Below are 22,214 nucleotides of genomic sequence, written 5' to 3'. Positions count from 1 at the left end.
GTGACAATATGCGGTTGTTTCGGTTAGGTATTTTATCTGGTCTTTTGGGGCTTGTCGCCTTTGGAGCGGTTGCGGTTGCCCAAGAGGGTGGTCCAACGTTTTCCGATGTTGAGGCTGCATGGAATCGTTTGGTTCAAGAACGGCAAGCTGTTGCCTCTGGTATGGCTGCTAATCTCGACGCCGTATCTCAAAATGCCGACCGGCTTCGCGAAGATCTAGCTGCTGAGGGTTTCGGTAATCCTCCAGAACTACCTGCTGATATTCTCGATGGAACAGGACTAGAGGATTCCTATCGAGCCTTGATGGATGGTGAGCGTCACCGCGACGGCCGTGTCTATGTTCTAGTATCCCTGTCCATGCCCGATGCCGCTTTGAAGCAATTGGTTGATGATGCGCATCGATCGATGGCCGTTCCAGTGATGCGGGGCTTTGATCCAGGCAAATATGGTGAGTTTTCAAGGAGGCTACAAAAGGCTGGTTTGGCGGAGGGTGGCATCATTATTGATCCGAACGTCTTTAAGGCCTTTGGCGTTGAGGCCGTTCCAACCTTCATAGCCAGTTCTCAAGGTGTTGTTCCCTGTCGAGATCTTGGGTGCACACCAGTAGCTCCGCCTCACGATAAGCTGTCCGGCAATATAACCATGCAGGCCGCATTGGAAATTTTGGCAAGAGAGGGGCGTGATGCGCCAGGAATTGCTAATCAAGCCCTGCGCCAACTTGGTTGGTCACGAGACCTTGAGCGTCGTGGCGAGACGAAGGCGACCGGTCCGCCGGCAGATGATGAGCCATGAGGTATGTGGGAGGCCTCCTAGGCGTTCGTAGGTTGCGTGCTTGTTTTTTGGCGCTGGGCTTTGTCGGGGTCATGAGCACGGCTGCTATGGCGCAAAGCGCCACGGCCGATCTGGGCAATCAGATGCGCGCTCAGGCTGCAGAAGACGTAGCAAATGTTCGTCAGAAAGGTCTGTTAAGCGCCCCCACAACACCAAGCTCTGGGGGGGAGATTCCTGTGGCTGTGGTCCAGCCAGCCGATGTGTCTGACTTGGTTGGGCGCGGGGCTAACAATGGGGCCACGCTCTCAGAACCCGGCGTGGCGACAGATCCCAACGGAATACAGGCTGTTGGCGCATTTTCTGATTTAGTTGCAAGACCTCAGCCGGATGCGGCTTCCATTCGTGATCTGACCCAAGGCGCTCAAGACGTTACGCGTAATCCAGAAAATTACGCTGCAGGGGTTATGACCGATCAGCCAGCTGAATGTCGCACGGAGACACGAGAGGTTTCTCGTCAAGAAGCTTATCAATACACATGTAGTGCCGAGGCCAATGGTAGTGGTGCGACCGAAGCGGAATGCGAATTGCCGCTGCGACATGTGATTGGGGTTACCAATCAATATATGTGCGTTCGCGAGTACAACCGCTATCCAACTGGCGCGGCAGATTGCGAGCGCTGGGTCGCTTATGTCGACGCCTATCCTGATTTGGTTACGGCGTTCTCGCGGTGCACCCGTCGTCAGTATGGTAACCTTTGTTCGAGCAAATGTGACTTCGGACGGGCCCATTTTGGTGCTTGGGGCAGTCGTGAGGGCCGCACAGTCCCTGAAGGTCGTTGGGTTGATGGGCCTGCTTGTCAATATCTGCAGGCTGATCAGCCCAATTGTCGGATGGTCAATCAGATTTGCGCGTCAACGCTGCAGCCATTCGACTATCAGTGCGAAGTGGGCTTGTTGGCCTTTCCGGCCGATGATCAGACTTGCACGCGTCGATTGGTTCATAAAGTCGATGCTGACTTCAATTATAGCTGTGAGCGTAGTAGGTCATCGGGATCTGCCTCATGGACGCTCTCCCCAGTTTGCGCTTCTGCTTTAGAGGCACAATATGGTTGTGTGGCTGGTGTTCAGGAATGCCTTGAACGGGAATCCTTGTTTCAAAGCAGGGTTTGTCGGACGGGTAATTCCGTCTCCGTTGACAACCCTGTGTGCTACCGCGTTCGCACGGATCTGGTGGATCAAGATGTTGCTTATACAGTGCGGTCGAATTGGAGTGTGCCCACCCAAAGATGGGTCACGACGCCGGGTTGGGATGCGGTTGTAGGGGCAGGTTGTCCTAAAATCAGTGAGTGGATGGGCGAGCCTTCCACTTATACCCAAGATTGGGTTTGCCGCACTGGAAGTTCTGTTGGGGTTGAAAACTCAGTTTGCCATCGCATTCGTACCGACGTCGTCGATCAGGATGTCGCTTATACCGTAAGGTCCAATTGGAATGTCGGTAGTCAAACTTGGGTTAACACGCCTGGCTGGAATGCGGTTGTGGGCGCTGGGTGTACCAAGCTGAGCGAGTGGAATGGCGAACCGTCGGGTTATACCCAAGACTGGGTTTGTCGTGCTGGCTTTGACCGTAGCGTAGCGAGCCAAACGTGTGAGACCCCCCGTCAGGTCGTTGTCGATCTCGATTATCGCTATTTGGGTTTGAGACAGTGGAATGGATCTAGTCATGCTGAAGACGCTTCCCATGCCGCGTATCGTGGTGCCGGCTGCACACGCGAAAACGAGACGTGTGTGGAGACCTCAACTGGCCCTTCGCTCCAATATAGCTGTTCTACCGGCTATCGGATGGTTCAGACCACGAGCAATCAGAGCTGCTCGGTCCCGTTAAATGTAAATACGGCGACTTTTTATGATTACAAATGTACGGGCCGCAGAGTCTTCAATCGGGTCGATAATGTCTGGGAAACTGCAGATTGCACGGGCATGGTGGGAAATGGTCAATGCATTCGTACTTCCGGTACGGGTCCGTCTTATTTGGGTGGTGAGTATCGGTGTCCCCAACCATTCCAGTCCTTTTGGGTTGATAATGGTGATTTCCCTCCGACCATTGTTGATCAAGGCTCTGTCGTCCTCGAAACGAGCTCCAATCAAGATACCTCAGCCTGTGCCTCGTTGAGCTCGTGCACGGCGACGGGTGAGGTTTGCGTTGAGGGTCCTGAGACGCGCAATATAAATGGGGCCTCGGTTTACAAGGATTGTTGGCGCTGGTCGCGGTCTTACTCATGTGTCAGCCAAACGCGCGAAGATGCTCCTGGGTGTGTTCCTCCAGCTGGTGCGACGGTAGCTCCGGGCTATCCAACTTGTGGCTGGTCAGATTCTGCTGGTACATGCCAATGGTTTAATTACGTCTATAATTATTTTGGCGCGGATCCTGCAGGAGGCTGTAAGACCTATCTGTCTGAGTGGCGCTGTCCAAACCCTGTGTCGGGCGTTCCCGCGACTGTTTGGGGTCGATCCAATCCTGATTACATTTGGCGGACTGAAGTCAGCGATACGTGGGACAATAGTGCGTGTTCGACGTTGGCTTCTACTTGTACACAAAGCGGTCAGATCTGCATTGAGGGGGCGGAGACTCGTACCATTAATGGATTGGCGGTTTACAAGGATTGCTGGCGGTATCGTCGCACATACTCGTGTGAGACCCGGACCGCGGTCAATGAATGCAAAGTAGTCTCGACTGGTGCGATAGGGCCCTTGCCGGCCGGTTGTACCGTGACTGGCACTTCGTGCCTTGTCACCGATGCTGCAGGTGTCTGTATTCAGACTCAGACCAATTATCGTTGTCCGGCCAATAGTGGATCTGGCGGCAGCGATGTTCGCTTTGCTAAATTCCAGTGCGATAATCCGGTTCCAGCTGCTGAACCTCCGGCCAGCGATGCTCGAGAGATTATTTACAAGCACCTCTCAACCGGCTGGGACACTTCAAGCTGCAATGCTGTATCCAATGATGGTGCTTGTTCGATGACAGGTGAGACCTGCATCGAGGGGGCGGGTAGTCGGGTCATCAATGGTCTCTCGATCTATTCAGATTGTTGGAAATATGAGCGAAACTATCGGTGCGAGCGCCTCACACCGCTGAATGAGTGCAAGGTCGTCTCCACAGGGGCAACGGGCCCACTGCCGACCGGATGCACGGTTACAGGGTCAAGATGTTTGATACCTGGTCAATCTGGGTCTTGTATCCAGACTGAGACCCAATATCGCTGTCCTGCAAGCAGTGGTTCTGGTGGGAGCGACATTCGTTTTGCCAAATTCCAGTGCGACAATCCAGTTGCCGCGGCCGAGCCTCCTGCGAGCGATTCACGCGAGATTATTTATAAGCATCTCTCTACAAGTTGGGATTCCTCTTCATGTAACGCGCCAGCCAATGATAGCGCGTGTTCTTTGACTGGCGAAACATGCATCGAGGGTGCTGGTAATCGCGTTATCAATGGTCTTTCAATCTATTCTGAGTGTTGGAAGTACCAGCGCGATTATCGCTGCGAGCGCTTAACAGCTGTCAATGAGTGTCCTCCTGCAGGGGGGGTAGGTTGCGTGGAGCAGTCTCAACGCTGCGTCCAAACACTTGCTTCTGGCGTCTGTGCGCTATGGGAGAAGACCTATCGCTGCGATGCAGGGCAGGGCCAGTGTATCCGTGATCGGACCGACTATTTCTGTGAACGGCGCCTACCTGTCGGGACGCCAACATCAGTCCCCATCAGCGTTGTTTCTTCAGTTTGGGACGAGGGATCCTGTGGCGGGGTAGATCAATCGTCTTGCACGCAAGCTTCTTCCACTTGTGATCAGACGTCGTCGACGGTTGTGCATGGTGTATGGCAGGATGATGCGGAAGGATTGATTACTTCTGTACCGATCACTGCGGGCTGTCAGACAGAAACGCGGTCATTTACCTGCGTTCGCCGTGATGCCTATGATGATTGCAAGCTTCCTGGCACCTATTGCCAACAAACAAGTCAGACCTGTGTTGACCGCGATACTAATGGCTCCTGCCGGCGATATCGGGTTTCTTATCGGTGCACGCCGCCATCGGGGACATGCGTGCGCGATGAGCAGACGTGGTGGTGCGAGGTTCCAACCAATCCGGCCGCTGGTCCGCCAACCCTTGTCAAATATGTAAAGGCTCGGATTTGGGACGATGCGGCATGTGTGGCCATGTTGCCGACGCTCGAGGGACATACATGTTCGGCATTCGTCGACACATGTTCTGAGACATCGCCGGCTACGCGCACGGTTGATGGACTTTCTGTTACCGAAGCCTGTTGGAAGCGGCGTCGGGTGTATTCCTGTCAGCGGTCGGGTCAGGGCAGTGATTGCACGGTTCCGGAAGCCTGCACCCTGAACCGGCAGGAATGCATTCGGGATGTGGGAGAATCCTCTACAGCTCCGTGCCGGACGTGGAATTACGTTTATGATTGCCAGCGGACCATAACGGAAGACAAGCAGGTTGAGATTTGTTCCAATCAGCGCTTCTGCATCGAGGGCGCGTGTTTTGAACACAGTCGGGATGAAAGTTCAGACTTTGGCGTCGCTGCTGCAGCGGCTGGCACGATGGCAGAGATCCGCAATGAGGTGGAGAAGGTCGTAGATCCTACGACCATTCAGATTTTCAAGGGCGAGGCCCGCCGCTGTGCCAAAAGTGGCTGGGGTCTTGTTAATTGTTGCCCCCAAGATGGTGGAAATTTGAGCGGTAGCTTAAGCGTCTTGTGCTCCCCTGACGAGCGCAAGCTTGCTGAGGAAGTGAAGGCCGGTAAGACCCATTTCATCGGCGCCTATTGTGACAGGCGCATTTTGGGTTCCTGCGTAACGCGTCGTCATCGTTACTGTTCCTTCGGCTCAAAACTTGGGCGAATTATTCATGAGCAGGGCCGCCCTCAACTGCCGTTGAGCTGGGGCGACGCGAGCAATCCGACTTGTCGTGGCTTTAGCCCAGCGGAATTCGAGCGCCTCGATTTTGATACCATGAACCTTGATGAGTTCATGCAGGATGTCATGGCGCGCGCGGTCGTGGCCGATCCTACAGGCGTCCTTCAGAACATGCGGAACACGGCGACCTTATTCGGAGCAGGCGGCAATAATAGCGGTCAAGATGGTCGCGGGTACGATCAAGGCACTGATCCCGGCGGCTCAATGAATCCACCAGATACGGCTCCGCCTACGCAAGGTGAAGTCGGTCCCATTTCACCAGGAGGGTAAAGACATGGTTTTGCGTCGAATTCTTACTTTGGGGATTGCTGCTTCAACCGCAGCTTCTCCTATGGCCATGGCCCAGAAGGCTATGATTACAGAGCCGACAATGTCGACGGCTCCTTTGATGACGGATAACCGGGCTGATGGAACTGGCCGTGAGTATTGCCAGCGTCAGTTGGGCCATTGGTTCTATTGCAGCACGCGCCGACCCCAAGCGGCAAAGCAACCTCCATCACCGCCCGCTGCATCGCCTTCTGAACCCTCAAAGACGGAGTACGAAGAGAAGGTTATTGAGTTTAATCGCCGCTATGAGGCGCTGCGGGCTAAGATCGCCATTGATCCAACAGAAGAAGATGTCGTCGAGCTGATGCGAATGCACGCATGGATTGTTGAGCGCGGTGCACTTGCTTCTGATCTGATGCAGCGGGCTTTATGGACCAATCCCGATCTGGATTACACTTTGCGGGTTCCCCTCAATGATCAAGGCGGCACGGCCGCTTTCCGGCAGGCACAATTCTCAGAGCGCCGCGACCACATGTCCGTCGTGCGTGAGCGATATGGGGTTTTCTTTTTCTACATGAGCACTTGCCCGCATTGCCATCGGATGGCTCCGATTTTGAAGCGTTGGGCTGAGGAATACGGGATCGAGGTTCGCGCTGTATCCATGGATGGCGGGCCAATGCCAGGTTTCCCTGATGCGCGGGCCGATAATGGCCTTTTCGAGCGATTTGGCCTCGCGGGCCGGCCTGTTCCAGCATTGATCTTGTACGACACCAAGTCGCGCAAAGTGCAGCCCATTTCGTTTGGGTCGATTCCACAGGATGAGCTTGAACGTCGCATTTTTACCCTGACGGCCACCCAGCCAGGTCAGAACTATTAGGTTTCAAGAGGAGGGTTCTGACATGAAAAAGCATAAGAAGCTTCGTTCGATTTTGATGGGTACAGGTTTGTCTATGTTGATGGCAGGCTCCGCAGTCGCAGGCGTCGGCGCAGACATGGATTCGGTCTTTAACGCCACAACCGTTGCCACACCGACAGGAGTTTATGAGACACAAGCTGGCGGCGCGCTGATTGGTGGCTCCGTTGCTTACAGATCTCAACGTGCAGGGCTTCAGCCAGCTAACATTAGTCTTCCAAGAGCGTCAGGCGGGTGTGGTGGAATTGATGCGTGGGCTGGTGGCTTCAGCTGGCTTTCGGGTGAGCAATTGACCCAGTTTAGTCGCGGCATCATTCAGGCTGCCCCCGGCATCTTATTCGATCTTGCCGTAAGTAAGCTCTCCGAGCAGCTCAAAGATACCTTCACCAAGTTTCGGGACATGGCGCAACGTATCAATGAGTTTCAGATGGATAGTTGTGAGACCGCCCAATATGCCATCGGTACGATTGGCTCCAAAATGGGTATGGAGCGCGACACAGTCTGTAAGTTGGTTGGCACGAATACGGGTCGTTGGGCCAGTCAACTGACGGGGCGCAACGCTTGTACAAATGACACGACGGCCAGTGCTACGGCGAATGATGCAGCGGGCCGGACAGATCGGGGGCCTATCGGTGCTTTCAACGTCAACCCTGTGTGGATGGAGTTGAAGAAACTGAATTCGAGTATCATCGACGACAATCAGCGATATTTTCTGATGGCCATCAGCGGAACCAGATTTCAAGTAGGCCCGACCGATTCGTCTGCGGGAGACCCAATACTTATCAATAGAGCGCCCTTGGCCCTAACCGACGCCATGCTTGGTGCTTTTATGAATGGCGGCAATGTAACCATTTATCGTTGCGATGAAACGTCGAAGTGTCTTTCACCTTCTGCTGGAACTTGGACCATTGCTGCGGATAAAGGTTTTGAACGACGGGTATCTGATCTGTTGGTCGGGATGGTGAATGACTACGATTCACGTACTGCGTTGTCGGTCCCAGAGATTGCTTTTGTTGAGACTACTCGGTTACCGGTTTGGCGCATTATTCAGATCTGCGTGGACACTGCAGGTGTTGCGGCTTGTCGGGGTGAAGTCAGGCGATTTGCAAAGCCCATTGCTGCAGAGATGACGCGTCGGTTCGTTTTAGAGCAAGGGGAGATTGCTTATCGCGCCGCAATGTCTTCCCCGAACATAACCCCAGAAGATCTGGCCTCGCTTCAGGACAATTTGGAATCCACACGTCAGGTGTTGGAGCAATTCGTGACCCGTGCCGAATTTGAGACCGGTGACATGAACGTTGTCGTCGAGCGTTGGCGCACGGCCCAAGCTGAATTGATGCTTGGTGCCAGTGGTCGCTTCGGTATGGCTGTGCGCTGGTCGCGCGCCATTAACTAGATCGGAGATACCCCATGAACTTTGATATTTTTGTTGTCGGCGGCATCGACATTTACAAGATGGTTTTCGACGCAATCGTCGGGATCATGGGTTCCGGTATGGTTGGCTCCGCGGCGCGCATTTTCGCGCTCGTGGGCCTGTTGATGGTGATGTTTGAGGTCGCCTTCAAAGGCAAGGCACAGAATTTTCTGCGTTACGCAATCACCATTTCATTGATCAGTGGCGTTATTATGGTTCCGAAAGCGACCGTTGTGATACAAGACAGGCTTGCCCCCATGTCGCCGCGTACTGTAGCCAATGTTCCATTGGTCGTTGCGTTTGCTGCTTCGGTAACTAGCCGGGTTGGTGATCGTGCTCTGACGGTCTTTGAGCAGTGGTTCGCCACACCATCAGCTCAATCTTATGCTAATGGCGGCGTTGTCTTTGGCGCGCGTTTATTAGGGGATTATATCCAAGCAAGCCCGCCTGCACGTGGCCAAGCGCTTGCGATGGCGGTGTTTTACCGTGATTGTGTCATTCCCGAATTGGGCCCAAATGGCTCGCTCACCACACAAGAGGTCTCATCTTCCACTGACCTTCTGCAGACGGTTACCGCAGCCGGCAAGCTTAATCCTGGCCGTATGTACATCCCATTGACTGATGATGGCGCTCCCATGACCGCCGTCTCCTGCACTGATACGACCCAAATCACCCGTTTGGGGACGATTGAGGCTAACTTGTCGACTCAAATGCTTCAGCAGGTTGCTCTCGAGAATACGCCAGGGTTGATGGAGTTGAATACTTCGAGCATTACGGCTGAACTACCATTGGCAACGGGGCGGGCTCAGGCGGCTTTGGGCGATATTGCCAATCGAATTACGCGAGGGTCTGCTACAACAAGCGCCGAGATTGGACGTTTGATCGTTTCGCGGAACGCCTTGCGTGATGCGGTTCTAAACGGCGGTAATGGCATTACACCAGGTAACATGGTTCAACTCACAGGCGATTATCAGGCCGAAAGCCAAACGGCATCGATGTTTGCGGCTTCGGCCCATCAGGCGCAGAAGTATATTCCGATGCTGAAAATCGTTATGGAATGTCTCTTTTTCGCTCTTTTTCCAATCATGATTCCAATCTTTTTCTTGCCTGGAATTGGGGGGCAGGTGCTGAAGAGTTACCTCGGCGGGTTTCTTTATTTCCAGCTTTGGGGACCGCTACTCGTTGTTTTGAATGCGATTTTTGTCTATTGGGCTGATGTCCAAGGGGCAGGGGCTGTCTGGACGGGTGGGACCGCTCTCGGCCTTCAGGTTATGACTTTAAGTGGGCTTTCGCGCCATTATGCCGATATCGCAATGATTGCCGGCAATATGATGATGCTGATCCCATTCCTGGCCCAAGGGATCTTGTCCGGTGCCAAGGGAGTGATGTCGCAGGGAGAGGCGATGTTAGCAGGTGCGCGTCAAGGCGCGACGAGCGCTGCCAATGCCGTCTCAACGGGTAATTATTCCTTCGGCAATGTCACTGTTCAACAGCAGAACGATGCTCCCATGACCACTACAGGATCGGCCCGTACCATGCAGATCAACCCTGATGGTACAGGTTGGATGGTCGCTTCAAATGGCGATAGGGCCTTTCAAGTCGGCGCTATGCGTGTTGACAGTATAGGCAAGGGGCTTGTCAACGTTGGGTTTGATCGAGCTGTCTCTGAATCTAGGGCTAGAGAGCAGAATGCGAGTTCTGATCTGAATGCATCGCTAAGTCGCGCGATAAACGGCGGTACTGGGCTGTCCACCAGCTTGAATGAATTCATAGTCAACACTCAAGATCAGGCTCGTGGCCTAACAAGAAGCGATAGCGAGCAGAGTTCCGTTTCTATTCGGGAGGGTAGAAGTGTCGCGAATTCTGACAGTAAGAGCAGCGGATTCAGCAATTCGAACAGCAACGGTGTCGAAGTATCCCAGTCTGGTTCGAGCTCGGATAGCGCCCAAGCCCAAATTGATGTCCGCGGCCAAGGTTCAGCTGGCATAGGAGATAGCAAAGGGGGAACCGGAGCAAATGTCGCTATTGGAGCTGGTGCAAGTCGGTCAACTGGCAATGAATCTCGATTTGGCGTTCAAGCCTCGACGAGGTCTGATCAAACCGCGAGCGGGGAGTCGCGGACTGGAACAACAGTCACCGGTACTTCTGAGCGGAGCGAAGGCTACGAGCAGGTGTCATCTTCGGTTCGCAATATGTCCTATGAGCAGCGTGAAGCGCTCGGACGGCGTTGGCAGCAAGATGCTTCTCAGGAGGTTCGTGATGCGGGTTCAGCGGTATTGGCTTATAATGAAGCGCGCCGTGAGTCTGAAAGTGCACAGGCTATGTGGAGTGAATCTCGCCGGGAAGGTTCAACGGCTTCCGTAGATGTGACTGCAGGGGCGAGCAACTTGATCCGTTCGGATTTTTCAAAGTCGAATAGTGAAATGGCCGCGCAGTATGGTTCTTACGAGAATTTTGAGCGTTCCTTGAGAGGTGGAGATGCCCGTGCGGCTAACATATTCACCGAGGCAGTTTCTCAGATCGCGCAAGGCCGGCCTGACGGGTTTGACGTTCCTGATGAAGCGCCAAGGCAAAGGATGCTTGGTGGCGAGGTGAACCCTGAGGCCACGTTTGCGGCCGGAGCCTCGGCGGCTTTGGTACAAGGACGTGGCGGCGACGCAATGGATGTTGCTGGTATTGGCCAATCCTCACGTGTAGAGGGACGCGCTCGCGAACGCGAAGCTTGGAACGAAGGTGACAGGAACGGCCTCACCAATTTCGGCTTTAGAGATTCAGGGGTATCTAGGGCTAATAGTTTTATCACACCCGATGACGGCAATTCGCCTGTGCCCCCGCCCCCGCGTGACGGGCTAACTCGCGTCGGGACGCAAGGAGAACCTGATGGGTCAAGAAGTGGGGTATGGCAGGATGCCGAAGGCAATCGCTACAATGATCAAGGTGCTGAGATCGTAGTCGTCTCAGGGTCTTTGCCCAACAGCCGCTTCAATATCTTCGAAGGGGAGGGCAACGCATCAAGCGGGCTGAAACCTGTGCCCGACGCGATGCCAAAGGAAATGAAGGAGTTTGTGTCCTTGAGTAATTTTGCCGTTGGCCCGTCATTCTCCGGTAATCTTGGAGCTGGATCTGTTGCCGGCTCAGATGGTCGTGCGGGGATGCCTGGCACAGTTAATCTTGCGCAGGTTGTTGATAGGGCAGTTGGTAATGCCAATGCCGCTGAGGGCGTTGCCGGTCCTTATGCGGTCGGAACGGAGCAATACGAGGCTCAACAACGTAATCAAAATAATGCTGACGGCGCTATATCGTCAATTGGGGGACATCCGGCAGAAGCTCTTGTAGGTCGCGGTAAGGGTGCCTACGATGGCGTGATGGGGCGGAGTGTTCGTATCATTGATGATGCCAAGGAGGCAGTCTTTGGAGATGGGAATAAGAAATAGCAAGCCGTAAGTCAGCCTATGACGTTATCACGACTTGCCATTATGTTTGATTGATCTTGGTGAAAATCAATTCCCAAATTAGGTCCAAGTTGTTCTGTACATGCCGGAATCTGGCCCTAGGGAGTAATCTGGAGCTCTCGTCATCACTTGCATGTGCAATGCGTGTGCTGAGAGTTGATTGTGTTCGAACGCGGATAATGGCGGACCTATTTGTGGGTTCGCCACATATTCGTGCCCACTCAACCCCATCATCTGAATGTTAGAATATTGGTTATATCCGTAGGCACGCCAACCCAACTGCTTTCCCAACAAATAGACCCAGTATGGAGGCACAGCCAGAATCACTAATATCAGATTGTCTATTCCCGGCATTGAACTTTCAAAATGGCGGCCAATCTCCGCAATTCCGACTGCAACAACTGGCGCAGTCAGCGCCTTCAACAAAGTATGACTGAGCTTTGGTGCCGTGACTCCAGTTTGGTCTTCGCGTTTGACTGGTGTTGATGTGTCCGTTGTCGTGTGAATTTGGACCAAAGTGGCTGCTTTCGCCGCTTTAGTTGTTGTAAGATGCCAGATTATCAACGACATCCAGAACACTGGGACCAATATGATTGCTAAGCCGGTAGCAGGAAAATCAATTGACCCGCTGTCAATCGCCGCACAACCAAACGGGATGAGGCCAATAAGGAAGCCTTTGATAAGAGTGTGCGAGAGTTTTGGCGTCTTGACCATCATGTAAGATTAAACGAGCTCGCGGAACAAATCAAGAATTTCTTGAGTTACTACCCTTTCATCAATTGCGATGCGGAAATTCGTGATTTATGTGACAAAGTTATAGACCCTTAGCTGTTCCTTGCTAGGAAATTGCACGTAAATTTGAATACAAAAAAGTTGGGGTTATTTTCAACAATAAAATGTTTCGATAGCTGTACAGGGTTTTACATCATCTTAACTTTTAGCTTAATGAGTGATTCAGCAATTTGGCTTGATTTTAAGGTACCGGATTTGTTCTCTACCTCTTTGAAAAGTAGGGCCTTCCCCAAATCGATTTTTTCTGGCGTCTGGTAATTGGATGTGCTTTGATTTGGTAGAGATACGTTCGGACAGTCATGAATCATTCTAGCCTTTCGAAGCAATTCGTGGAGTTCTGCCGAAGACCTTGTCTTTTAGCTGTCCGCGGCGGCCGCGATCTCATCAACACGAGCCAGCCGTTCCGTCGGTGCAACTTTTAAGTCAGCTTTACTTATCTGGCTCCGGCTGACACTGCGCTGGCCTTTAAACGCGGCGGGCAAAGGTCGCCTAGCATAGTGTTCGGGCCCGTTAAACACGACCATACCGTTCCCTTGTTCAAGGTCCAAATCGAAGAAAAGAAGGTGGTCTGCGCGCTTGTCGGTACAACGGAAAGCCGGTCCTCGGCCGGTCCCGGTAGCCTTCACTTGGACTGTCCGCCCATCAGGGGCTTTGCCGTCTATGCCCTCGGTGGATTTCGTTTCCACCAGCTGTACTCCGAATAATTCTACCGCTAGGGCCTCGCCGATGTCACCCACCAGATTTCCATCAAGTGTGAAGGCCAGTTCCACTTTGTTGCCTTGCCGGGCAAGGACTTCGCCATAATGAGTGCGGACTGCATTGCGGGCGATGACCAGAGCTGCGATGACCTTTGGCAGCTTGAAAGTCCGGCCGTTGTCCACACTCACCCCAGTACTGCCGCGTCGGGTTGGCCGGCCATCAACGCGTTTATCCAAGACAGGGCTAGGTCGCGGCTGCGGTACTTGCCGGCATAGGCCGCGCGCTCCTGGCGTTCCACGATATTGAAGGTAGAGTAGATGTACCGAATATCTTCGCGGCTGGTTTCTGGATTGTTGGGATCGAACACCCCGTAGAGGATGAAATAAAGCGCATCGAGCTTGGCGCGCAGCGTAAGGCGGCGTTCCTCGTTCCAAACAAATGGGGCGCGCACTTCCCCACTAGTTTCCAAATGACCCATGTCGCGTGCGAAAGGCGCCATATCATGCGAAGTATAAGTAAGCTCCAATACCGCTTCGCGCACTATGTCTGCGGCGGTCTTGGAACCGAACTGGCGGGCGTATGCGGCGCACGGAATGACGGGGAGTTGCTCAACGATGTACCAACTGAAGTGGTTGGTTTGAACTTTCTGTCGGCCTAAATAATCGAAGCAGATGGAATTAAGGTTGGCAACAATGAAACTCGCTTCCGAGATATAAATTGAACGGTCATGACCTGTTGCTGGGAGTAGCACAGGTAGCGCATGAACTGCCCCACAAGCTGGTAGGATAGAAGCGATCATTGTTCTGATGTTTGTGGTTGCTGTTGTATCTTTGTACGCGATTATCCAATCCAACCGGGCTTCCGCCGGAATTGCCGATCCAACAACAAAAGCCCGTGGGACCGGATAACGGTTCGGGTCTGCGTGTTCTTCTTGGCCGATCGCAACAGGTTGCGCTGCCCTTCGCCTGTTTTCGGGATTTAATACAATGTCGGCGGCTCTATGATCGAACGCCTGGACCATTTTACCCTCATAAAGTGGGAAAGCGATCTCATCGCCTTTCTTCCAACGATTGTCGGCAACAGGATACCATCCGTTTTGCATTAGCCATTCCGCTGTCTTGAATGATTTAGAATCGTTTGATTGGTTGAGCATCTGGCTGAATGTGACTTTCCATGCCGGTTCTGAGCCTAATGGCTGCATGACCTGCAGTCGCGAGTATATCTCCGATGTGATCGCTGCATCACGTTTATCGCGGAAGATGATGGCCGTTCCGGTGCCTGGATTGAAACGATCGAACAGTGCGGCTTGGAGCGGGATAACCCGTTTCGCGATGTCATCGGCGTTTGTTGAGGGGAGGAAAAATCCGGCCTTTATGTGATCAAACTTTCGGTCCTTGCCGCCTAAAATGGTTACTGCGAGCTTAAACCGACCATCCACGTCTGCGAAAAATCGTCCACCTTCTGGTCTTCGGTTTTCGAAATCCCAGAAAACGCGGATTCTATCGTCGGGGGCTACCGATTTGACAAACTCTGAAGCTACTTTGTCTGAGATGATCCCGCTCGGAACAAGGAAGCCAACAAAACCAGTTGGCTTGATTAGTTTGAGAGCTTGCTCAAAGAACAACTGGTAAAGGTTTGGCCGACCGCGACCGAACAAGGGGTATGCTCCGCCCTTTCTAGCGACATCGGCGCTTTGCGCGAAGCGGTTCTTTGCGGTTTCGTATGCGGCGAAAAGTTCCGGATCACCTTCACGCAGCGCATCGATTAGTTCTTCACGTTCAGCATTGGTTGCGGCTTGAACAATTGCTTCATTTCGACCGGCAAACCATTTCGATGCCTCTAGTTCGACCTTAGCCCATGGTGGATTCCCTACCACAGCATCGAATCCACCCTCACGCGCTGCACTGGCCCAGTTGTCCCAGACGCCAGGAAAGGTGATCTGCCAATTGAGGAAGCGCTCCTCCTCGATCAAGGCGCGCGCTTGCCGCCAAATCGAGGTGAAGCGCTCCACCTCCTCTGGCCGGGTTTTACTGCCATCCGGACTCATTCTCCCCCGCGCGATGGCGATTGGTTCTCCAAAGTGGGCATCAAGCCAAAGCGTTATCAGCGGCTTGTCTGCCTTTGGCAGGTCTAACCAATCGAGCGCATGAAGGAAACTGACAAAGCCGTCGAGTGCTCCAGTTTGCGCCTCGACGTCCTTCCACATTTCGGCGCTTCGGTGCGCTTCAGCAATTTCGGCATCGGTCAACGATTCAATTGTGCGCATCACGACGGCTTGGCGCTGAGCATTTGCCAGCGCCTCGAAATAGAGTAGTTCGCCGCCTTTCGCAGCCTTGTCTATTGCATCGCGCACCCAAAGGCCGAAGAGGCTGTCCCCTGCCGCCAGATGATGATCAATAAAGCTGAGTGGTGCTCCGACGGTAAAAGTATGAAGCCATAAAGCTACCTTCGCAAGTTCTACGGCCATCGGATTTTTGTCCACGCCATAGACACATCGTTTCAACACCATGCGCTTGACCAATTGGGGATCGTCGAGTTGTTCATCGCTGACGGTCCAATTTGAGTCCTGTGCGTTATGGCGTATGGTTGCGCGAACTTTTCTTACTTCCTCAGCGACTGGACTTTCGTAATCGAGCCCCGCCACGTCCCGCGCTTGTGCTTGTGCTTCTGCGATAGCGTCCAACGTATGATTGGTTAGGCGGTCGACTAGGTTGACTAGGAAGTGTCCGGAGCCCATTGCTGGGTCGCAGATCCGCAGCCGTGTGATTGCTTTGGCCGGATCGACCTTCTGCAACTGCATGACGCGGAAATCTTCGCTGTCGCCAGGACGCAGCTGCCCAAGTGCATTCTTGAATGAGTCCATTGCATCGTTGATCAACGGTTTCAAGGTCTCGTCTAGAATCAGTAGGACCAGATCGTCGGGGGTGTAATAGCTGCCCGAAGTCTTGCGCGCAAAAATGTTGGGCTTCACATCCAGGGCACCGTGTTCATCCCGAGTCAGTTCGAATTCTAACAGCCTCTCGTAGATCGAGCCGAGTTGCTGCACTGATAGATCCCGATAGTTGATGTAACGGCGCTTCCCCCCTTGGCGTTCCCAAGACAAGATGTCTATCGCGTCCGCCATCACATCGTCGGGTAGAGCCACGACCTTTAGTAGCGGCGTCTGCGTGGCGCTGAACAGGCCGCCGTTGTAAGGCGGCAGTCCTACCGATGGATCGCCCTGATCGATCATTACTGCTAGATCGGCAAAGCGGTTCCAGTAAGTTTTGGCCACGCCAGAGAAAGTGTCGCCGGCGTCCTTGCGGCGTCCAACGTCCAGCCGCGCCAGGCGCAAGGCGTAGTCATCATACCGCGTGTCCTTTACTGGCAGAAGTCCACGGTCTTCGGCGTAGAGGACAAAAAGAAGGCGATATAGGAGGATTAATGTGGCTTGCCGCACGTCCTGCAGGGATGTGTCCGCCGGAGCCGACTTGGCCACTGCCTTGCTAAGTGCTGGATAGAGCTGGTTGAATACAAGGTCCGACAGGCTCTTCGAAACCCTCTCTTCATAAAAGCTAGCTTCCTTCCGCGCTATATCGTGAAAGTTCGGGGCTTTTGAGCTAGAACGAGAGAACGCGCTCCGGCTGAACATGGCTATGAAAACTGCCAGCCAATGGTCACACTCGGGCTCAGTTATACCTACATTGAGCAGGTCAGCATCAAGCCGCATTACTCGCGCCAAGTCGATTTCCAGATAGTCGTCGATTGTCGAGCGGGCACCAGCGAAATAGAGTCTCCACTTCGCCCCATTGGTGAGGATACCCCAGCGCAATTCGCCATTGGTTAGATCATCAATTCGCCGCAGGTAGCGCAGCAGCTGAGTCGAGGGGGTGTCCTTGTCATCGCCCCTACGCCCTTCTGCACGATCCAGCGCGCGGCCCCATCGCTTGCTTTCGATAATCGCGGAGCCAAACTGATACCGCTTCCACTCCTCGGGATGTGCGTTGGCCCTAGCCTTCGCTTCGGCGTCAATGAACAGGAGGCCATCCGGGACATCGGTGCGTCCACTTGGCGACAGGTTTTGTTGGGTCAAGTAATCGCCCCAGCCGAGCAATCGGAGAATCGGCCAGACGAAATCGCTTTCGGTCGTAGCCTCATTCGGGCGGCTTGAATGCGGGAAGCCGCTCATGATTTCTGTTATCGCTTCCCGTATCTTACGGGCATCGACTTCGCGATACTGCGAGGTGCTGGTGATACCTTCAGAAAGGTAATCCTGCGTGAAAAGCGCGCCAGCGGCGAAGAGGGTTGGATCGTTCACGGGAATTGCTTACCGTGTACCGATGTTCGCGCCAAGGGTGGCATCTTGATGATAGCCTTCAAATTTTAGGTTTGAACCCTATAGAAACTAGATTGAAGTGCCAATTTTTATTATTTATCTTTTAATGTCAATATTTTAGGCCATAACCTTTTGGACCAAGCTAAATACAAAAAACATGTGGTAACAAAAAAGAGAGCAGCGCTTGAGGTCGGATGGAGCTTTATGAGATTGGTGGTTGGCTTTTAGGTTGTGGGATTTATCAGGCCTTGAGAGGTTTTCAGTTTCTAGTAATGATAGAGTTTTGATAAAGTTTGAACTGTCAATCTGCGCCCAGAATTTCCGTACCAAATGAGCTCGACTTGTGGCAGATTTAGCATGGATTGGGTGGCTTCGGTTTTGATCAGGGCGGGTTTTGGTATCCAATACTGAGATTGTCTGTGATCATAGGTTACTGATGAAATGGGGTGTCCCGCGTTGAAAGCGACAGATTCCGAGAAAACGCAACCGGCGCCCCCGCTGTTCAACAGCCAAGCGCGGGTCCCAATACCTGTCACCACCCGGCTTTCGATTGAAATCCCAAAGCCAAAGGACTGGCAGGCATTTCAGCGTAACTGTGTTCTTCTTTTTCGAGCTGAACTCAATGACCCTCACGCTCAAGAATATGGGCGCAACGGGCAAAATCAGGGCGGCATTGATGTTCTTGGTGTACGAGACGGCGTAGAAGATCATTTTGTCGGAGTTCAATGTCGCCTAATCTCGAAGCCGCTAAAGGAGGCCAAGATCCTTGAAGACGCTCGGAACGCTCTTAAGCTCAAAGCAGGCCTAAAAGAGCTGGTCTTTGCAACGACAGCTCCGGACGATGCCGGAGCCACTGATGCTGCACTTGCTGTTACTCGAATACTAAAGGCTGAAGGGCATAACCTTCGGGTCGTAATCTATGGATGGGGCCAACTTCAAACGCTAATTGCTCCGCATGACGTGGCCTATTACGCATTTCATCCATCTGCTTTGAGTATCGAGTTGCCCCAGAGTGCTGGCGTTTTGAGCCATAGCAACGAAATGGCTTCAATGGTTGCAGCGCAGGTAACAGAGGGCGTCAAGCAAGCGCTAGCAACCTTTCTTAATGTTTCCATGCCTGAGACCGGTTCAGAAGCAGATGAGGATCCTGCTCTTCACGCGCGCATAGATACTTATCGCGATTTATTCGATCAGGAAGGTCAACCACGTTTAGCGGAGAAGCGATTGCAGGCCCTTCTCGAAAATGAGGACCTTTCGAAAAAACCTTGGGCCCGTTTTAGGATCGAAACCAACCTTGCGTGTATTGCTGTTGATCTTGGTCGTCAGGCGGAGGCGGCTGCTAGATTTGAAGTCGCGTATTCAATTCGGCCGGATGACCCTAACGCCCTCTCCAATCTTGCGTTAGCAAGGACCATGCAGGGTCGATTCCTAGAGGCTATGGAAGCGGCTCGAGCTGCACTTGCCTGCGACTCGCCTGCTAAAGGGGCAATAAGCTATTTGCTTCAAGCCGCAGCACGATCTGATTGGGAAGGGGATCCAGAAACACTTGTACCCCCAGAATTTGCTGGATCAGCCTATGCCGATCTTGGGATCGCAGAGTTCCTACGCCGCCGCGAAACTCCGGGCTGGGCCGAACGTTGTCTTGAGTTAGCGCGCCGTCACCCTGATCTATCGGAATTCAAACGCATTAAAGCGATCGCGATACTTTCTATTGCTATTGAGTCCGGGTCGATTATCGCGGGTGCTCAGGGGCCGGTTCCCTATGCAGAAGTCAATGCTTGTGCCGACGATATGAAGGCTTACGTGCAATATTGTCTCGACGCAGGGTTTGCCGATAAGCACGATCTAGTAGCTCATCTGAATAATGCCGCCCTTTTGTTGCGACTATGCGACCGCCACACCGAATCCGAAGCTTTGCTCAACGTCGGCATTGCAGAAGTTGGGAACGAACCTGTTTTGCGACGGTTGCTAGCCTTAACTCTCTCGTTGCAAGATCGCGAAACTGAGGCGGCAGGGCTATTAAAAGACGATTCCGATTTAGAAAACCAAGTCATCGCAGCCGAATTGCAAGCTTCTTCAGGTGATATAGCCGGGGCGCTGGTCAGTGCAATCAAAATTCAGGCCGATGAATTATCGCCGCAGTTACAAGGAGTTCGTTGGCTCATCGTCGGTGAGTGTGCACTTCGGACAAGCGACTTTGATAGCTTTAAGGCCGCAATCGAAGGGTTGAGAGCCATCGATCCCCATGATGTTACCGCTACCCTACTCGAGATACGGGCTGAGCGGCGTAACTTAGTCGAACAGGACGCCTTGCAACAGCGCCTTAGGGAACTAGCCGCAACCATGCCTGCTGATGTGGATATGGGCTCGCGCTACTTTTTGGCTTGTGAACTTCGAAATCAGGATCTGCCGGATGAGGCCTCCCGCCTTTTGGAGGACCAAGTAGATTTAACTAGGTTAAGTCCAATGACCTCGCTGTTTTTGGATTGTCTGGCATCCAGTCGCCGTGACGCGGCGTTTCACAAAGCGCTGGCCGAAGCAGCACCTGACGTCAGGAACAACCCTGAAACCGCTTGGACTGTTGCGGCACACGCTTGGAATGTCGGAGATCTTTTGGCTTCATTGGATGCCGTCAATCAGGTACTTGGCATGAAGCCAGATGATCCGCGTGCCCGATTGTTGAAGGTCGAGATCCTGATTCGACAAGATCGGTCAAGTGAACTTCTCGACGAACTCGAGAAGCCGTTGGAGCGCCTTGATTGGAAGCGGCCAGGTGATTTGTTTCGCCTCGCATCGTTACTTGGACATTTTGGGTTTACTGACCGAGCCGCTGCATTGGCGTACAGGTTGTATCTGGAGCATCGTGATCTTCCACGGTCATGGATGACCATGTCAAGCGTGATACTATTTGAAGGCCTTGGTTCGAACGAGGCTTCATCACGTTGGAACCCTACAGTAGTTGGGCCTAATGTCGCGGTTGATTTATCGTATGAAGATGGGTCAACACATTTTTTTGTTGTTGAAGTAGATCCCATTTTGCTTAGGCTCGATCATGAGGCTAGGGAACTCGATCATCCACACGTTATGGCGGTGATTGGGCTGAAAAAGGGCGACGAGTTCATAAGTCGAGACGGACGAAAGGGTGTTGTGTCGCTGTTAAGGCATAAATATGTGGCACGCCTGCATTACATTATGGACCATTACCAAGAGCGTTTTCCAGAACGTCCTGGGTTCATAAAAATTTCTGACGATCCAAGTTCCGCGGGCCAGCAACAGAGCTTGCTTTTGCAGTTGAAGGCTAGGCACGATTGGATCAACGACGAAGTGAGCCTTCACCTCAATGGTCCTATGCCAGTTGGTGTTTTCGCTCATCGCCTCGGTACGGATACAATCGAGGCGGCCGAATTGCTCATGGCGAACCAGCGTAAGCTGAAGGTGGCGGTGGGGAATAACGAGGAGCGTGAAGCCGCTGCACGAGCTTTGCACGGAAATGCAAAGCGAGGCTGTGTACTCGATCTTTTGGCTTTTTGGACGCTTTGGACACTTGGAGCACTCAAAGCAGTAGTTGCCACATGTGGCCCGATTCATTTACCGCAGAGCGTAATCGACAGACTTCGCGCACGAAGAGAGAAGCTAGATTTGATCCCTCGTACTGGCAATAAAAGCGCAAGATACCACGATGGCAATATTTTAGTTCATGAGGTACCTAGAGAGGTACTTGAGCAGGCACGTGCCGACATTGATGCTGCTATCATTTGGGCGGAGGCGAACGTCAAAGTGTTGCCTGTTGTTCTTGGCGATGACCTTCCAGAGGAAATGCGGTCATTTCTTCGAACTGGTCGATTTGACATTTTCGATAGCCTTATCGTGGCGAGACAATCGAATTTACTTCTTTTGACGGATGATCTTCCAACGCGGGAGTTTGACCGTGTTTTTGGTGGGAGCGGCGGCTCTTGGCTTCATTTCGTCTTTGGAGTTGCTCTTGATTCTGGGCATATAACCTTGGACGAATACACTCGCTGGTCAGCTCACCTCATTAGTGTTGGCCACAACTATTTAGGGGTCTCGGGTTGGGTTTTGGCTCATGCCGCTCGCTTGGACGCCGATAGTGGCGAGTCACCCGGCAGTCTTTTTTTATCCATAAGCCAAATGATTGGTGGTCTGGCGGCAGAACCTGACTCTCATGCCCGGGCCACCTTCCAATGTTTGCAAGTTTTGTGGCGAGATGAAGGAGCTATGAAATTCCGACAGGCTGTTACTTCGTATCTACTTCGCCAACTTATTAGGGAGCGATTTGAAGATTTTCCAATCATTTTGCGAAAAGTGTTGTTGTTATGTAGGGGGATGCGTGAGCTTAGCGAATATCTGATGGCTTGGATGAAGGGACACTTTTTGTTTGACGAGGTGTCTTCTTTCGCTCGATGAAATCCAAAACCGTTCTTCCGCTATCGTGGGTAAATCACATGACCATAGATTTGATAGTCGATGTTTTTATCCCAGCCTACACAGATTTCTACGTTACCATTGTCCCGCTAAAGCCCACAAATGAATCATCAGCAATAAGCCTAGTTCGTCAAAAATAGTGGCATCAAAGGCCTTTTTATCGTGCTTGAAAG

General features: G+C 52.7%; 9 protein-coding genes. 6 read left to right on the top strand and 3 right to left on the bottom strand.

Translation table 11 applies throughout. From position 1 onward, the window contains the following. Window positions 1–8 precede the first annotated feature (8 nt). The 5 genes from trbC to PbB2_RS13820 are packed head-to-tail and all read left to right on the top strand — an operon-like array spanning window position 9 to window position 11,774. The gene (gene trbC / locus PbB2_RS13840; RefSeq protein WP_108985932.1) at window positions 9–791 is read left to right on the top strand and encodes a type-F conjugative transfer system pilin assembly protein TrbC; all 783 of its coding nucleotides are present in this window, start codon (window positions 9–11) and stop codon (window positions 789–791) included. After that, window positions 788–6,016, top strand: a complete 5,229-nt coding sequence (gene traN, locus PbB2_RS16430) for a conjugal transfer protein TraN (RefSeq protein WP_108985930.1) — start codon at window positions 788–790, stop codon at window positions 6,014–6,016. Before trbC ends, traN begins: the two co-directional genes overlap by 4 nt. Before the next feature lie 4 nt (window positions 6,017–6,020). Next, the gene (locus PbB2_RS13830) at window positions 6,021–6,890 is read left to right on the top strand and encodes a conjugal transfer protein TraF (RefSeq protein WP_108985929.1); all 870 of its coding nucleotides are present in this window, start codon (window positions 6,021–6,023) and stop codon (window positions 6,888–6,890) included. A 22-nt stretch (window positions 6,891–6,912) separates the two neighbouring features. Next, window positions 6,913–8,322, top strand: a complete 1,410-nt coding sequence (locus PbB2_RS13825; RefSeq protein WP_108985928.1) for a conjugal transfer protein TraH — start codon at window positions 6,913–6,915, stop codon at window positions 8,320–8,322. A 14-nt stretch (window positions 8,323–8,336) separates the two neighbouring features. Continuing rightward, window positions 8,337–11,774, top strand: coding sequence for a conjugal transfer protein TraG N-terminal domain-containing protein (locus tag PbB2_RS13820; protein ID WP_108985927.1), 3,438 nt, complete (start codon window positions 8,337–8,339; stop codon window positions 11,772–11,774). Window positions 11,775–11,852: 78 nt separating this feature from the next. Here the strand turns inward: PbB2_RS13820 and PbB2_RS13815 are convergent, their stop codons facing one another. The 3 genes from PbB2_RS13815 to PbB2_RS13800 form a co-directional block, all read right to left on the bottom strand. Beyond that, window positions 11,853–12,509, bottom strand: a complete 657-nt coding sequence (locus tag PbB2_RS13815) for a hypothetical protein (RefSeq protein ID WP_108985926.1) — start codon at window positions 12,507–12,509, stop codon at window positions 11,853–11,855. 431 nt (window positions 12,510–12,940) lie between these two features. Beyond that, the gene (locus PbB2_RS13805; protein ID WP_238165028.1) at window positions 12,941–13,471 is read right to left on the bottom strand and encodes a DUF6998 domain-containing protein; all 531 of its coding nucleotides are present in this window, start codon (window positions 13,469–13,471) and stop codon (window positions 12,941–12,943) included. Then, window positions 13,468–17,580, bottom strand: coding sequence for an Eco57I restriction-modification methylase domain-containing protein (locus tag PbB2_RS13800; protein ID WP_108985924.1), 4,113 nt, complete (start codon window positions 17,578–17,580; stop codon window positions 13,468–13,470). The genes PbB2_RS13805 and PbB2_RS13800 overlap by 4 nt, the downstream gene beginning before the upstream one ends. A 474-nt stretch (window positions 17,581–18,054) precedes the next feature. Between PbB2_RS13800 and PbB2_RS13795 the strand changes: the two genes are divergently transcribed. After that, a complete protein-coding gene (locus tag PbB2_RS13795) occupies window positions 18,055–22,023 on the top strand; it encodes a tetratricopeptide repeat protein (RefSeq protein WP_133245819.1) in 3,969 nt (1,322 codons plus the stop codon). Window positions 22,024–22,214: the final 191 nt, after the last annotated feature.

The sequence above is a fragment of the Candidatus Phycosocius bacilliformis genome (assembly GCF_003112735.1).
Classification (GTDB): domain Bacteria; phylum Pseudomonadota; class Alphaproteobacteria; order Caulobacterales; family Aquidulcibacteraceae; genus Aquidulcibacter; species Aquidulcibacter bacilliformis.
Note: the sequence above shows the minus strand (reverse complement) of the source record. Positions and strands in the feature narration are given on the sequence as shown.

What these genes read in the sequence shown, in the direction of transcription:
- trbC (WP_108985932.1), top strand. Translation starts at nt 9, where the DNA reads ATGCGGTTGTTTCGGTTAGGTATTTTATCTGGTCTTTTGGGGCTTGTC.
- traN (WP_108985930.1), top strand. Translation starts at nt 788, where the DNA reads ATGAGGTATGTGGGAGGCCTCCTAGGCGTTCGTAGGTTGCGTGCTTGT.
- PbB2_RS13830 (WP_108985929.1), top strand. Translation starts at nt 6,021, where the DNA reads ATGGTTTTGCGTCGAATTCTTACTTTGGGGATTGCTGCTTCAACCGCA.
- PbB2_RS13825 (WP_108985928.1), top strand. Translation starts at nt 6,913, where the DNA reads ATGAAAAAGCATAAGAAGCTTCGTTCGATTTTGATGGGTACAGGTTTG.
- PbB2_RS13820 (WP_108985927.1), top strand. Translation starts at nt 8,337, where the DNA reads ATGAACTTTGATATTTTTGTTGTCGGCGGCATCGACATTTACAAGATG.
- PbB2_RS13815 (WP_108985926.1), bottom strand. Translation starts at nt 12,509, where the DNA reads ATGATGGTCAAGACGCCAAAACTCTCGCACACTCTTATCAAAGGCTTC.